The sequence below is a fragment of the Stenotrophomonas sp. YJH_SMC_48-3 genome, from assembly GCF_059369375.1.
The window spans coordinates 416,791-431,279 of the sequence record NZ_JCAFSQ010000004.1 but is presented as its reverse complement, the minus strand read 5'-3'; the positions used below and the strand labels follow the sequence as shown (position 1 = coordinate 431,279).

General features: G+C 68.9%; 10 protein-coding genes. 2 read left to right on the top strand and 8 right to left on the bottom strand.

All coding sequences use genetic code 11. The features are described from left to right. Nucleotides 1-280: 280 nt before the first annotated feature. Nucleotides 281-745: an Lrp/AsnC family transcriptional regulator gene (locus AC5P65_RS09240; protein WP_005413654.1), complete on the bottom strand. Its 465-nt coding sequence runs from the start codon at nucleotides 743-745 to the stop codon at nucleotides 281-283. 127 nt (nucleotides 746-872) lie between these two features. On the opposite strand from AC5P65_RS09240, the gene AC5P65_RS09235 reads away from it, so the two are divergent. After that, complete coding sequence (locus AC5P65_RS09235) at nucleotides 873-1,604, top strand: AzlC family ABC transporter permease (RefSeq protein WP_019659873.1); 732 nt, start codon at nucleotides 873-875, stop codon at nucleotides 1,602-1,604. After that, a complete protein-coding gene (locus AC5P65_RS09230) occupies nucleotides 1,601-1,915 on the top strand; it encodes an AzlD family protein (RefSeq protein ID WP_111102601.1) in 315 nt (104 codons plus the stop codon). Before AC5P65_RS09235 ends, AC5P65_RS09230 begins: the two co-directional genes overlap by 4 nt. A gap of 52 nt (nucleotides 1,916-1,967) precedes the next feature. On the opposite strand, the gene glgX is transcribed toward AC5P65_RS09230, so the two are convergent. Genes glgX through glgA form a run of 7 tightly spaced genes read right to left on the bottom strand, consistent with a single transcriptional unit; the run spans nucleotide 1,968 to nucleotide 14,097 of the window. Continuing rightward, complete coding sequence (glgX, locus tag AC5P65_RS09225; protein ID WP_171952994.1) at nucleotides 1,968-4,088, bottom strand: glycogen debranching protein GlgX; 2,121 nt, start codon at nucleotides 4,086-4,088, stop codon at nucleotides 1,968-1,970. Continuing rightward, nucleotides 4,075-4,245, bottom strand: a complete 171-nt coding sequence (locus tag AC5P65_RS09220; RefSeq protein ID WP_080352942.1) for a DUF2934 domain-containing protein — start codon at nucleotides 4,243-4,245, stop codon at nucleotides 4,075-4,077. The genes glgX and AC5P65_RS09220 overlap by 14 nt, the downstream gene beginning before the upstream one ends. After that, nucleotides 4,214-6,787 carry a malto-oligosyltrehalose synthase gene (gene treY, locus AC5P65_RS09215; protein ID WP_180832553.1) on the bottom strand — a complete coding sequence of 858 codons (2,574 nt, stop codon included), beginning with the start codon at nucleotides 6,785-6,787 and terminating at the stop codon, nucleotides 4,214-4,216. Before treY ends, AC5P65_RS09220 begins: the two co-directional genes overlap by 32 nt. After that, nucleotides 6,784-8,628, bottom strand: coding sequence for a 4-alpha-glucanotransferase (locus AC5P65_RS09210; protein WP_495215512.1), 1,845 nt, complete (start codon nucleotides 8,626-8,628; stop codon nucleotides 6,784-6,786). The genes treY and AC5P65_RS09210 overlap by 4 nt, the downstream gene beginning before the upstream one ends. Continuing rightward, nucleotides 8,625-10,343 (bottom strand): malto-oligosyltrehalose trehalohydrolase, encoded by a 1,719-nt coding sequence (treZ, locus tag AC5P65_RS09205; protein WP_495230927.1) that lies wholly within the window; start codon nucleotides 10,341-10,343, stop codon nucleotides 8,625-8,627. The genes AC5P65_RS09210 and treZ overlap by 4 nt, the downstream gene beginning before the upstream one ends. Continuing rightward, nucleotides 10,340-12,574 (bottom strand): 1,4-alpha-glucan branching enzyme, encoded by a 2,235-nt coding sequence (locus AC5P65_RS09200; protein WP_111098112.1) that lies wholly within the window; start codon nucleotides 12,572-12,574, stop codon nucleotides 10,340-10,342. Before AC5P65_RS09200 ends, treZ begins: the two co-directional genes overlap by 4 nt. Further along, nucleotides 12,571-14,097: a glycogen synthase GlgA gene (glgA, locus tag AC5P65_RS09195; protein WP_019659881.1), complete on the bottom strand. Its 1,527-nt coding sequence runs from the start codon at nucleotides 14,095-14,097 to the stop codon at nucleotides 12,571-12,573. Before glgA ends, AC5P65_RS09200 begins: the two co-directional genes overlap by 4 nt. Nucleotides 14,098-14,489 lie beyond the last annotated feature (392 nt).

The window sequence follows — 14,489 nt, the reverse complement described above, 5'->3', positions numbered from 1 at the left end:
GGTCTTGCCGTGTGCGCAGGACAGCGCACACGAGCAAGCGGCGACCGAGCTTACATGGGTGAGGGCGCTTTGCTTGCGAAGCACTGCTTCGCAAGCGCCCGAACGCACAGCCGCCAGCGGCTGGGCCGGGCCCCGGAGGGGGACTTGCAGCGTCCCCCGCAACCGGACCCACCCCGCCATCCCTCAGCAGGCCCGCTGTTGCTGTTGCTGTTGAGGTTGCCGGCCAGCGGCCGGCACTACCCGCGGGTGCCGGGTGCAACCCGGCCGCAAACCCCATCCCTCAAAGCGGCAGCTGGGTCGTCTGCTTGATCCGCTGCATCGGAATCTCCGTCTTGGTGTTCTGCACCCCGGCGATCCGGTTCAGATGCTGCATCTGGAACTGCCGGTAGGCATCAAGGTCCGCCACCGCCACCCGCAGCAGGAAATCGCAGTCACCGGCCATCAGATGGCATTCCAGCACTTCCGGGAACGACTTGATGCTGTTGATGAAGTGATTGGTGGTGTCCTCGTCCTGCCCCCGCAGCCACACCCGCACGAACACCGTGAAGCCACGGCCCACCTTGGCCTCGTTCAACAAGGCCACATAGCGGTCGATGTAGCCGCCCTCCTCCAGCAACCGCACCCGGCGCAGACAGGCCGACGGCGACAGCCCGACCAGGCGAGCCAGCTCCAGGTTCTGCAGGCGACCGTCGCGCTGCAGGGCGTCGAGGATGCGCCGATCGAGGTTGTCGAGCTGGTACTGCATGGGATTTCACCCGTTTCGCTTCTGGCCGCATGAAATATCACTCATCCAGAATCAAGTGGCATCAACGCAACCCGATTTCGTGATTGGACCGCTAGCATGGGCCACCCCCACCTTGTTGTGCCGTTCCATGGACGCCCGTACCACCCTCCCCCCGCCCGCCACCTGCGATACCGCCCCGCGTGCCGAATTCCTGCGCGGCCTGCGCGCCGCCGTGCCGGTGATGATCGGCTTCATTCCGTTTGCCCTGGTGCTCGGTGCGCAGGCGGCCCAGAAGGGCCTGAGCGCACTGGAAGTACCGCTGATGACCGGTCTCAACTTCGCTGGTGGCTCGGAGTTCGCCGCCGTCGAACTGTGGACCTCGCCACCGCACATCGCGCTGATCGTGGCCATCACCGCCCTGGTCAACAGCCGCCACCTGCTGATGGGCGCCAGCCTGGCCCCGCTGCTCCAGCACCTGCCGCGCCGACGCGTGCTGCCGGCCCTGTTCTTCATGTGCGACGAAAGCTGGGCGATGGGCGTGGCCGATGCGCGCCGGCGCGCGCTTGGCTTCAGCCTGGCCTACTACCTGGGCGTGTCGGCAGGCCTGTACACGGTCTGGGTGGCCTGCACCGCACTCGGCGCGATCATCGGGCCGCTGTTGGGCGACATCCACGCCTATGGTTTCGACATGGCCTTCCCCGCCGTGTTCCTGGTGCTGCTGCGCGGCATGTGGCAGGGCATGAAGGCGGCGCGGCCGTGGCTGGTCAGCCTGGTCGTGGCCGCCGCCACTTATCTGCTGGTCCCGGGCGCGTGGTACGTGGCCAGCGGCGCACTGGCCGGCCTGGCCGCAGCCTGGCTGCTGGCGGAGGACGCAGCATGATCTTCAATGGCCTGATCCACTGGACCTCGGTACTGACCATCGTGCTGATGGCCGCCGCCACCTACCTGACCCGCATCGTCGGCTTCCTGGCGTTGCGCAACCGCACCCTGAGCAAACGTGCGGTGACGGTGATGGAAGCCGCGCCGGGCTGCGTGCTGATCTCGGTGATCGCCCCGGACTTCGTTGCCGACAAACCCGCCGACCTGGCCGCGCTGGCCATTACCCTGCTGGCCGCCACGCGGCTGTCGATGCTCCCGACCGTGCTGATCGGCGTGGTCTCGGCGGGTGTGTTGCGCTATCTGGTGGGGTAGCTACCGGTACGCCGGGCAACGCCCGGCGCACCGTAGTGGCGCAGCAGTGCAATCACGCGCTGCTGCTTGCCGCCAGCAGGCACAGGCTGCGCGGCGGCAGCGTCCAGGCGCCTTCCTCATCCGGCTCCAACGGCGTTTCGTCGGTCTGCAGGAGTACGCGCCGGAACGACAGGGCGTCGTCTGACACACAGAACCGCTGCGGCTGCTCCCCGGCGTTCAACAGCAGGGCCAGGCTGACATGCCGCCCGGGCTCGCGCAGGCCACTGTCCGGACTGCGACCGTCCAGCACGATCAGCAGCGCACGCAGCCCTGCGTCATGCCAGTCCGCTTCCTCCATGCCGCGACCATCGGGATGCCGCCAGTCGATATCGCGCAGGCCCAGCGCCTCATCGTACTCGCCGCGCAGGAACCGGTTCCGGCGCAGCAGGCCGTAGCGCCGGCGCAGTGACAGCGCCCGCCGCACGAACGCCACCTGCGCCTGTGCAGCCGGCAATGCTGCGCGCTCCCAGTCGATCCAGCTCAGTGGATTGTCCTGGCAGTAGGCGTTGTTGTTGCCCTGCTGCGAATGGCCGAACTCATCCCCGGCGAGCAGCATCGGCGTGCCCTGCGCGAGCAGCAGCGTGGCCAGCAGGTTGCGCATCTGCCGCGCACGCAACGAAAGGATCGCCGCATCATCGGTGTCTCCCTCCACGCCGTGGTTGCTGGAAAGGTTGTGCGAGTGGCCGTCACGGTTGTCCTCGCCGTTGGCCTCGTTGTGGCGATCGTTGTAGCTGACCAGATCGTGCAGGGTGAATCCATCATGCGCCGTCACCAGATTGATGCTGGCCGACGGCCGCCTGCCGTGGTGTTCGAACAGGTCGGCCGAGCCGGTGAAGCGCGTGGCAAACTCCGCCAGCTGCCCGCCATCGCCACGCCACAGCGCGCGCACCGTGTCGCGGAAGCGGTCGTTCCATTCGGCCCAGCCCGGCGGAAACTGGCCCAGCTGGTAGCCGCCCGGGCCGATGTCCCATGGCTCGGCAATCAGCTTCACCTGGCTCAGGATCGGGTCCTGGCGTACCGCATCGAGGAAGCTGCCCGAGGCGTCGAAGCCATGCCGTTCGCGGCCGAGGATGGTTGCCAGGTCGAAGCGGAACCCATCCACCCGCATCTCGGTCACCCAGTAGCGCAGAGAGTCCATGACCATGCGCAGCGCACCGGCATTGGTCAGGTCGAACGTATTTCCGGTGCCGGTATCGTTGATGTAGTAGCGGCGATCATCGGCCAGGCGGTAGTAGCTGGCGTTGTCGATGCCCTTGAAGGACAGCGTAGGGCCCAGCTCATTGCCTTCGGCGGTGTGGTTGTAGACCACGTCCAGGATCACTTCGATGCCGGCATTGTGCAGCCGCGCGACCATCTGCTTGAACTCGGCCACGATGCCCAGCGACAGGTAGCGAGGCTGCGGCGCGAAGAAGCCGATGGTGTTGTACCCCCAGTAATTGCGCAGCCCGCGCTCGAGCAGCTGCTGGTCATCGACGTATGCGTGCACGGGTAGCAGTTCGATGGCGGTCACGCCCAGATGGCTGAGGTGGTCGACCACTGCGTCATGGCGCAGGGCAGAGAAGGTGCCACGCTCGGCCTGCGGGACATCGGGATGCTGCATGGTCAGCCCGCGCACATGCGCTTCGTAGATCACGGTCCGGTCCCAGGGCGTGGCAGGTGCACGCTCGACACCCCAGCTGAAGGCCGGGTCAATCACGGCGCAGCGCGGCATGTAGCTGGCGCTGTCGCGGCGGTCGAAACTGAGATCGCCATCGCGGTGACCCAGGGTGTAGCCGAACAGGTGGGGGGCCCACTTCAGTTCGCCGACGATCTGCTTGGCGTAGGGGTCCAGCAGCAGCTTGTTGGGATTGAAGCGATGGCCCTCTTCCGGCGCATACGGGCCGTGCACCCGGTAGCCGTAACGCTGCCCGGGCCGCACGTCCGGCAGGTAACCATGCCAGATCTCGTTGGTGTACTCGGGCAGCGCGATGCGTTCCACTTCGCGGTTGCGTCCATCGAACAGGCAGAGTTCCACCCGCGTGGCGTGCCGCGAGTACAGCGCGAAGTTCACACCCAATCCGTCCCAGGTCGCCCCCAGCGGGAACGGCCGGCCTTCGCGCACCCGCGAGGTCTGCGTCCACTTACGGCTCGCCATCAGTGCCCTCCTCCCCGCGCGCGGCGGCAATCTCGGCTTCCACCAGCCGCTCGGCCATGTGCCAGTGCCGTTGCTGCTGGTCGTCCGGGCGCCCTTCTGCCTCCCAGATCTGGTGGGCAAGTGCCTCAATCCGCTGCCGTCGTTCCCTGCTGTCCATCCCTACCTGTCTCCTCGTTGATCCATATCGCCAACGGGCTGCCAGCCAGAAGCCCGGCCACGTCCGCGGTTGCGTTGAAATGTTCGATGCGCCCGTCCAGGACATTGCGCATGGGGCCTGCCGGCAGCCCACGCAGCGTCACGCCGCTGCCGACGTCGCGCGGAATGTGCAGGCTGGGCCCCGGCATGGTGGTGGGCGAACTTCGCCGTACGACCACCAGCAGCACCTGCGCCTGATGCCTGCGCGTGAACGCCAGCCACGGCGAGCGCGCAGGCGCGGACAGCGGCTGCAGCGCGCCGTGCAGGAAAAGATGCGGGTGCCTGCGGCGGCAATCGAGCAACTGCCGGAGCAGGAATGCCTTGATCCCACCGTCCCGCCAGTCATCCAGCAGCGCGGGCCACCCGCGCGCATCACGCAGCCACGCGTGCCGCGCCGGATAGTCCACCGCGTACCGGTTGTCCGGGTCCACCAGGCTCAGGTCCCAGCCTTCGCCGCCCTGGTAGAGGTCGGGCACGCCGGGCAGGCAGTGCTGCAGGCACAGCTGTGCCAGGCCGTTGCAGGCGCCCGCCGGCGCGATGCGCGCCACGAACGTCGCCAGCGCCTCCCGCACCGGCTGCAATGGCGCTCCATCCAGCAGCGCGTGCAGCCACTGCGCGGCGGCCTCCTCCACGGCCACGTTGGGATCGGACCAGCTGCTGACCCGTTTACCCTCGCGCAATGCCTTGGTCAGCCATTGCACCATCCTCGATGCGAAGTCGGCGCCGGGGGTACCGTGCATCGGCCACGCGGCGACGAGCGCCTGCCATAGCGCATAGGTCTCGGCACCCGGCAACGGCATCGGCGCGCCGGCGTGGGTCGCCATCCGGCTCCAGCGCCGCACCGCGTCCCGCCACTCGACCGTGCAGGTACTGAGAACCGCCAGCCGTGCCCGGCTGTCGGCCCCGCGCTTGTGATCGTGGGTGGCCAGCGCAAGCAGCGCCCTGGGATGGCGCCGCAGGCGCCCGGCTGCATGTTCCAGCAGCTCGCGCCCTTCCATGCCCAGCCGCTGCGGATCACTGCCGACTTCGTTGCGCGACAGCAGCCTGAAATAGCGATAGAACCCGGTATCTTCCACCGACTTGGCATTCAGCGGCGCGGCCAGCTGCCCGAACCGTACGCGCAGCTCGGTTTCAGCCGGCGCCTGGCCGGGAAGTGCCTGCAGCAGCAGATCCAGCGCGGCGCGTGCGGCACCGTCCAGCGCCTCGCGCGCAGCACCGGCAGCGTCCACCAGCGCCTTTCGTTCACCCGCCCCCTCCAGCGAATAGGGCCGGTAGGTGCGGTAATGCCGCAGCAATGAAGCCAATGCGCGTGCCAGCGCAGCCACTCCGATATCGGCCTCGGCCAGCCGGGGCTGCAGGACCTGCTGCGCACTGCGCAGCAGCCGCTGGAAGTCTGCGTGAAGGCCCTGGCGCAACATCATGCCGCGAGCGTCCTGCTGAATCCGGTCAAAGCTGCGCGAGTCACCGCCCAGCGCCTGCCACGTGCGCGAGAGCGCGGGGGCAGCCGCCGGATCGTGCAACCAGGCACCGGTCTGGTCCATGAAGTCATAGCCGGTGGTACCGTCGCAGGCCCAGCTGTCGGGCAGCTGCTCGCCCTCGGCCAGTATCTTCTCCACATGCAGGCTCACCGCCTGCGGATCACGGTCGCCGGCCGCGCACGCCGTCCTGATCGATTCACGCAGGCGCTGCAGGTAGGCGCCCGGACGCGACAGGCCATCCACATGGTCGACGCGCAGGCCGTCAACCCATCCCTCACGCACCAGCCGCAGCGGCAGCGCATGCACCGCCTCGAACACGTCGTCGCGCTCCACCCGCAGCGCGGCCAGTTCATTGATATCGAAAAAGCGCCGGTAATTCACCTGATCGCCCGCCGTGCGCCACCAGGCCAGCCGGTAGTGCTGCCGCTGCAGCAGGGTATGCAGCCGTTCAACGCTGCGGTTGCAGCGCTCGGCCCACGCCGGCCACTGCGCGGGGTCCAGTGGATGGCTGCGCGGCGACAACGGCAACGCCAGCCCATGATGGCGCAGCACGGGCCGCGCCTTGTCCACCACCACGCGCACGACGCCATCGCGCACCGCGTCGTGCAACGGCCGGTCCAGCACAGGCAGCCACAGCCGGCCCTCGCAGCCCGGCGCCTCCCAGTCGATGTCAAACCAGTCTGCGTGCGGGCTCCGACGCCCGTGCATCAGCACATCGCTCCACCAATGGCTGTGCGGGGAAGCCGCCAGATGGTTGGGTACGATGTCCAGAATCAGGCCCATGCCGTGCGCCCGCGTCGCCGTAGCCAGTTGCCGGAAGGCTTCTTCGCCGCCCAGTTCCGGATTGATGCGGGCCGGGTCGATGCCATCGTAGCCATGCGTAGACCCGGGCAGCGCGGCGGCGACAGGCGACAGGTAAAGGTGGCTGACGCCCAGCGCGGCGTAATACGGCACCTGCGCCGCGGCGGCCCCGAGGTCGAAGCCTGCATGCAATTGGAGGCGCACGGTGGCACGCAACGGAGTCATCGCTGCTCCTTCCTCCGCGTGGCGCTGAACCGGGCAATACGCGCGTCGGCCGCGTCCTGGTCCCACGCCAGCGGCAGCCGTCGGCGCCAATTGGGATGGCCGTCGACGGTGCCCGGCAGGTTCACCTGCGCGCGACTGCCCAGGGCGTCTTCCAGCGGGAGCAGCGCCAGCCGTGACGATGCGTGCGCGACCAGCGACAGCGCACGCGCTTCAAGCGTGGCCCCCTCGCCCCGGGCGACTGCGGACAGCGCCTGGACCTCTCTGGAGCGCGCGTGCAGCGCCGACGGAAGCCCGCTCAGCTCACCCAGGCGGGCACGCCAGCGCAGGTCGCGCCCGTGCAGCCAGCCGGACAGCGGTGGCAGATCATGGGTGGAGGGCATGGCCACCGCATCGCGGCGCCACCGTGGCGCCGGCAGGAAGCGCTCACCGTTGCGGGCGAACGGCAGCACCTCGATGCCCAGGATGCCGCGGGCTGCCAGCCGCTGGCGAACGCCCGGCGGCACCACGCCCAGGTCTTCACCAATCAGCACGCAGCGATGCCGCCACGATTCCAGCACCAGCAGGTTGATCAGATCATCGAACGGATAGCGCAGGTAAACGCCCTGCCCGGCGCCCGCCCCGCGGGGAAGCACCCACAGGCGCTGCAGGCCAAGGATATGGTCGATGCGCAGCCCGCCACGGCCGGCCATCACAGCGCGCAGCACGCGGATGAACGGCTCAAAGCCCTCGCGCTGCAGGGCGAAGGGTGACCAGCTGGTGATACCCCAGGCCTGGCCCAGCGGATTGAACGCATCCGGCGGCGCGCCCAGTTCAAGGCCCTGCAGCAGTTGGTCGCCGCCGGTCCGCGCCTCGACGCCCTGCGGTGCGCAACCCACCGCCAGATCCGCGATCAGCCCGATCGACGCGCCGTCGATGCGCAATCCCGCCTGCACCTGCGCCCAGCCCTGCCGCGCCAACCATTGCGCAAACGCATGGTCGTCGGCGCTTCCAGTGAACCGGTCGGCGGCGTGCTGGCAATAGCGCAGCAGGGGTTCGCCTTGCGCATCGCGCCACGTCTGCATCTGTTCGCACTGTGCCGGCGCCTGCTGCCGCAGCCACTGGTGCACCTGGCGCAGCCAGCGCCACTTCAACGCCGCCGAGTGCGGCCAGTCGATGCGGCGCGCTGCGGTGGCGGCTGCAACTGCCGTCGCCAGTGCTTGGTCTTCAGCCAGCACGGCGTCGGCTGCCTCCGGCAGTACCTGCGGCAGGGACACCTGCAGTGGATCGAGCCAGTGCCGGTCGCTGGGCGAATAGGGGCTGTAGCCTGGCCCAGGTGGCAAGCCGGCATGCAGCGGGCTCAACGCCACTGCATCGCCGCCGTGACGGTGCAGCAGTTCGCTCCATCGTGCACAGCCGGCGCTGTCACCGATGCCAGCGTCGCAAGAGGCGCGAAGGCTGTAGACCTGCGCCGACAGGCCCCAGCCGCGCAGCGTGCCCTGCGGCCACCAGGCACGTTGTGGCGCCACCGCAACCGCCTGTTGCCGGTCGCCCCGGCGCCACTGCCAGTAACCCGGCTGGTCCGGCACGCGCCAGCGCCCTTGCGCATCGGCGCGTGCCGGCAGCACGGCGCCATGCTCATCCACCCAGCACGCTGCGCCGGCTGCGTCCGGCATCGCCAGCAGCTGTCCACAGCAGGCCGTGCGCAGGCCACCGTGCTCGAGCGCTGCATCGCCCTGCAGCCCCTCCAGCACCGCGCGCAGCACGTCCGGTGCGACCTCGCGCTCGACACCGGCCACGTCGGTCCAGCAAACCAGCAGGCCCGCGCGCCGTGCCGCCTCCAGAACCGCCGCATCGGTCCTCATGCGGCGACCCAACAGGCAAGCACGCCGCCGCCTGCGGGCAGCAACGTGGCAGCGTCCGGCCCTACAACGTGCTCCCCGGCCGGCATCGCATGCACCACCGGCGACGGGCCGACATTGACCGCGATCCACCACTGGCCCGACGGCAGCTGCCAGCCCGCCTGCACCGCGCCTTCGCCCAGCACGCGCGCACCCAACGACCGCGCCTGCAGCAACCCGGGCTGCAGATAGCGCCTGCGCAGTGCCAGAAACCCGCTCGTGCAGTGCAGCCAGTGCTGCGACCAGTGATCATCGCCGGGCGGCGACGTGTAGGACGCCTGCAGGGTGGCCGGGTCGTTCGGGTCGGGAATACGCGCGCGCGCGGCGGCGTCGGCAAAGGCGCTGAAACCAGCGAACTCGCGGCGACGCCCTTCGCGCACCGCCTCGTCCAGCGGCGGCGCGTAGTCGGTGAAGAACAGGAACGGCGATTGCGCCTGCCACGGTTCGCCCATGAACAGCAGCGGGATCATCGGCGTCAGCAGGGTCAACGCCAGCGCCGCACGCAGCCGCGCAGGATCGGTCAGCATCGACAGGCGCTCGCCGAGAGCGCGGTTGCCCACCTGGTCATGGTTCTGCGCGAATACCACAAAACGCGCGGGCGACAGGTCGGCGCTGGGTTCGCCGCGGGGATCGCCGCGCAGGTCCGGTTCACCCTGCCAGGCGAATCCTTCGGCCAGGCAGCGCGCCAGCAGTGCTTCGGCGCGACCGGCATAGGCCGCGTAATAGCCCTCCTGCTCGCCGGTCAGCATCACGTGCAGCGCATTGTGGAAGTCATCGTTCCACTGCCCCTGGTAGGCGCCGCGCAGCCACCGCGCCTGGTTGCGCTCGTTCTCCAGCACCAGGTGCGCGTGCGGGGCCACCGCACGTACCTCATCGGCCAGCTGCTGGAGGAAACGGTCATCGTCAATGGCGTGCACCGCGTCCAGGCGCAGGCCATCGAAGCCGTAGTCGCGCAACCACATCAGCGCGTTGTCGATGAAAAAGCGCCGCACCCAGGGCTGGCGGAAGTCGATGGCCTCGCCCCACGGCGTGCTGCGGTCGTCACGGAAGAACCCGCGCGCGTAGTCGCGCAAGTGGTTGCCCTGTGGTCCGAAGTGGTTGTAGACCACATCCAGCAGCACCGACAGCCCTGCATCGTGCGCCGCTTCGATGAAGGCCCTCAGCGCTGCCGGCCCGCCATAGGCATGGGCCGGCGCATACGGGAACACGCCGTCGTAGCCCCAGTTGCGCTGGCCGGGAAACTGCGCGACCGGCATCAGTTCAATGGCGGTGATGCCCAGCGCGGCCAGCATCGGCAGCTGCGCGGCCAACGCCGCGAAGCCGCCGCCGGCCTCGATGTGTGCTTCATAGATCACCAGATCCTGCCAGGCATGCCCGCGCCAAGCGGGTTGCGCCATGGCCGTGTCCAGCACGACCGCGCTGTCTCCGTCGATGCCGTCCGGCTGCCAGCGCGAGGCCGGGTCGGGCACGTCCTGGCCGGAAGGAAGGCGAAAACGGTAGCGGTCGCCATGCGATGCCGGTGTCCGCAGCCAGTGGCAGCCGTCCGGGTCACGTTGCATCGGCTGTTGCGTGCCGCGCAGGCACAGCGCCACCATCCTGGCGTCCGGTGCCCACACACGGAACTCCACCCTGTCACCAGCCACAGGCCATGCGCCCAGGCGCGGCGTTACTGCCGTCATGCATCAACCTGCAGGTACAGCGTGGAAAGCGGCGGCAGCGTGAGCCGCAGCGACTGCGCGTGGCCGTGCATCGGCCTCGACTCGGTATGCACTGCACCGAGGTTTCCCGCATTGCCGCCACCGTAATACGCGCTGTCGGTGTTGAGCCGTTCGCTCCAACGCCCCGGGTGCGGCACGCCGACCCGGTAGCCGTCGCGACGTACCGGAGTGAAGTTGCTCACCACCAGCAGGGTGCGGCCGCTACCGGCCGGATCCCGGCGGATGAAGGCGTAGACGCTGTTGCGGTTGTCATCGGCCACGCTCCAATCGAAACCCCGCTCGTCACGCTCGTCGCGATGCAACGCAGGTTCGGCGCGGAGCACGCCGTTGAGGTCTCGCACCAGGCGCGACAGGCCCTGGCCCTCACTGCTGGCCGCCTGTGCCCAGTCCAGTACCGCATCGTGCGACCACTCGTGGCCCTGGCCGAACTCGCCGCCCATGAACAGCAGTTTGCTGCCCGGGTGCGCCCACATGAAACCGTAGTACGCGCGGAGCTGGGCCAGCCGCTGCGCCGGCTCGCCCGTCATCTTGGCCAGCAGCGCTCCCTTGCCATGCACCACCTCGTCATGCGACAGCGGCAACACGAACCGTTCGGAGAAGGCGTAGACCAGGCCGAAGCTGATCTCGCTGTGGTGATGCTGGCGATGGACTGGATCGCGTCCCAGGTACTGCAGGGTGTCGTGCATCCAGCCCATGTTCCATTTGTGGGTGAAGCCAAGCCCGCCCTCCTCCACCGGCGCGGTCACCCCCGGCCACGCGGTGGATTCCTCGGCGATCACCAGCACATCCGGGAAACGCTCACGCAGCGCCTGGTTCATCCGCCGCAGGAACGCGACCGCCTGCAGGTTCTCGCGCCCGCCCTGCTCGTTGGGTATCCACTCCCCCTCGGCACGGCTGTAATCCCGGTACAGCATCGACGCCACAGCATCCACGCGCAGACCGTCGATATGGAACCGCTCCACCCACTCCAAGGCACTGCCGATCAGGTAGGCAGCCACTTCGTTGCGGCCGTAGTTGTAGATCAGCGTGTCCCAGTCGGCGTGCACGCCTTCGCGCGGGTCGGCATGCTCGTACAGCGCGGTGCCATCGAACCCGGCCAGGCCATGCGCATCGTTCGGGAAGTGCGCGCTCACCCAGTCCACGATCACTCCCACGCCGGCCTGGTGGCAGCGGTCCACGAAGCGTGCGAAGGCCTGCGGCGTGCCATGGCGTGCCGTCGGCGCGTAGATCCCCAGCGGCTGATAGCCCCAGGAGCCGCCAAAGGGATGCTCGCTGACCGGCAGCAGCTCGATGTGGGTGAAGCCCAGCCCGGCCACGTAGGGAATCAACCGGTCGGCCAGGGCGTCCCAGTCCAGCGGCGCGCCCTCGTCGCTGCGCTGCCAGGAGCCGGCATGCACTTCGTAGATGGACAGCGGTGCGCAGGTTCCGGCCTGGCGCCGGGCCTCCAACCAGGCGTCATCGTGCCACTGCATCGGCGCCGCCGAAGGCACCCGCGAAGCGGTGGCCGGTGGCAGCTCGGCCCAGCGCGCCATCGGATCGAACTTGTCGGGCATCACCCGGCCGTCGGCGCCGACGATGCGGAATTTGTAGCGGGCACCGGCCTGCACGCCCGGCAGGAACAGTTCCCACACGCCGGCGGTGTGACGCAGCCGCATCGGATGGCGTCGGCCATCCCATCCATTGAAATCGCCAACCACCGCGACCCGCTGGGCATTGGGTGCCCACACCGCGAAGCGCACGCCCGCGATGCCCTGCACCTGCATCGGCACCGCCCCCAGCTGCCGCGCCGCATCGGCATCACCGGCATGGAACCGCTGCAGCAGTGCTTCGTCCAACAGTGGACCGAACGCATAGGCATCATGCACCTGCTCCACGCCCTGTTCGAAATGCAGGGCAAGCAGCGGTATCGCCGCGTCACCGGCCGCGCCCTCGAACAGGCCGGGCAACGGGCCAGGAGACAGGTCCCAGCGTTGCCCATCGTCTGCAATCACCTCGACGCGCGGCGCGTGCGGCACCAGCACGCGCAGCTGGCGTCCGCCTTCTGGCTGGCGATGCGGGCCCAGCCAGGCAAATGCATCGGCCGGGCGCGCGTGGACGAGGTCCTCCAGCGCCGGGGCGATACGCTGATCCAATCCCGTCTCCGTGATCGCTTCATCCTCCAGGGCGGCCAGATGCAGGCTGTCGTGGCTCATGCGGCCACCTGGCAGGTCTGCTGGTACAGGGCCAGATACGCGCGACCGGCCGCATCCCAGCCACCCGGCCGCAGCATGGCGGCGCGGCGCATGGCCTGCAGCAGGCCCGGCAGGCGGAAGGTGCGCATCGCCCGTTCCACGCAGCGGCGCAGGCCATCGGCATTGGCGCCGTGGAACAGGAATCCGGTCACGCCATCCTCCACCGTATCCACCAGCCCGCCGGTCGCGTGTGCGATGGGCAGGCAGCCGAAGCGCTGCGCGTACATCTGGCTCAGCCCGCAGGGTTCGAAGCGTGAAGGCATCAGCAGGAAATCGGCGCCGGCAAACATCTGGCGGGCCAGCGCTTCCTCGAACCCGATGAACGCGCCCACCCGCCCCGGGTAGCGGCGGGCCAGCGCCTGCACCTGGGCTTCCACCTGCGGCTCGCCACCGCCGATGATGACCAGCTGGCCGCCGGCCGCCACGATCTGGGGTGCCACGTCGCAGGTAATGTCCAGGCCCTTCTGGTGCACCAGCCGCGAGACCACCGCGAACAGCGGGCCGGTCGACGGCGCCAGGCCGAACGCCTTGCGCACCGCATGCGCGTTGGTGGCGCGCCCGGTCCACTCACCAATGCCGAAGTGGGCCTTGAGATGGATATCGCGGCGCGGGTCCCAGCTGGCGTCGATGCCGTTGACGATTCCACTCAGGTGCCCGCCGGCCGCGCGACGCGCCAACAGATCATGCAGCCCGCAGCCGTCATCCGGGGCGGTGATCTGCTGCGCGTAGCGCAGGCTGACCGTGTTCAGGCGCGTGGCGTTGGTGATCCCGCCCTGCAGGAACGACATCTGCCCGTGGAAGTGCAGTTCATCCAGGTGTTCGGCCGGCACGCCCAGCACGGGTGCAAGCGCGTACGGAAACAGCCCCTGGTAAGCCAGGTTGTGGATCGTCAGCAGGGTCGGCACGGCCGTCCGGTCCCAACGCACGTAGGCGGCCGCCATGGCCACCGGCCAATCATTCAGGTGCAGCAGCTGCGGCGACCAGTCCAGCCCGGCACGCCCGGCCGCAATCTCCGCAGCCGCATGCGAAAGCGTGGCGAATCGAACCGCGTTGTCCTTCCACTCCTGTCCCTGCCCGTCCACGTAGGGCGAGCCCTCACGCTCGTACAGCTCCGCCGACAGCAAGACGTAGATCGGAAGGCCGTCGGCCTGCACCGCCATGCCGATCGTGCACGCTGGCAAGCCGGCCCGCGCGCTGACGTGCCCCACCCGCTGCAGCTGTGGCAGGCGCTGCAGTACCTCCGGGTAGCCGGGCAGCAGCACGCGCGAATCACACGCACCGCGCACCGCACGCGGCAGGGCCGCAGCTACGTCGCCCAGGCCACCGGCCTTGACGAAGTCCGCCATCTCGGTGGCAACGAACAACACCCGCTGCACCAGTTCCGGCAGCTCCAGCGGTTGCGAATGGCCGCGGCGGGTACCGATCGGCACGGGCGTGACCGGAGCGATCGCAACGGGTGAAGCGGACTGGGTGGCGCGGGCCATGGGGATGATCTCGGTTGCTTCAGGCAGACAGACGCCAGCGGCGCCCGGACGGGCGCTGGTGCTGGGAAGGAAGTCGACGCAGGACGTGGGGGACGCCAGCGAGAGGCTCAGGACGACAATAGCCCTCCATGCGATCAATCAACCGTGAAGCCATGGCGATTTCTTTGTGACAAGGCGTCATGAGCTCAGTACGCATGAGGTACGCCCGCCAGCCGCCCGTGCCTCTCCTGTAGAGCCGAGGCCACGCTCGGCTGCGGGCAGTCCCGTTGGAGCTCGAGCCGAAGTGGGCTCGGCTTTACAGAGATTCTCCCTGCGACACCCGGTCGCAGGCCTTCGCGCCACGCGCTTGACCAATGTCAAATCGCCCGCCGCCACGCGGGCGTATTCCTATG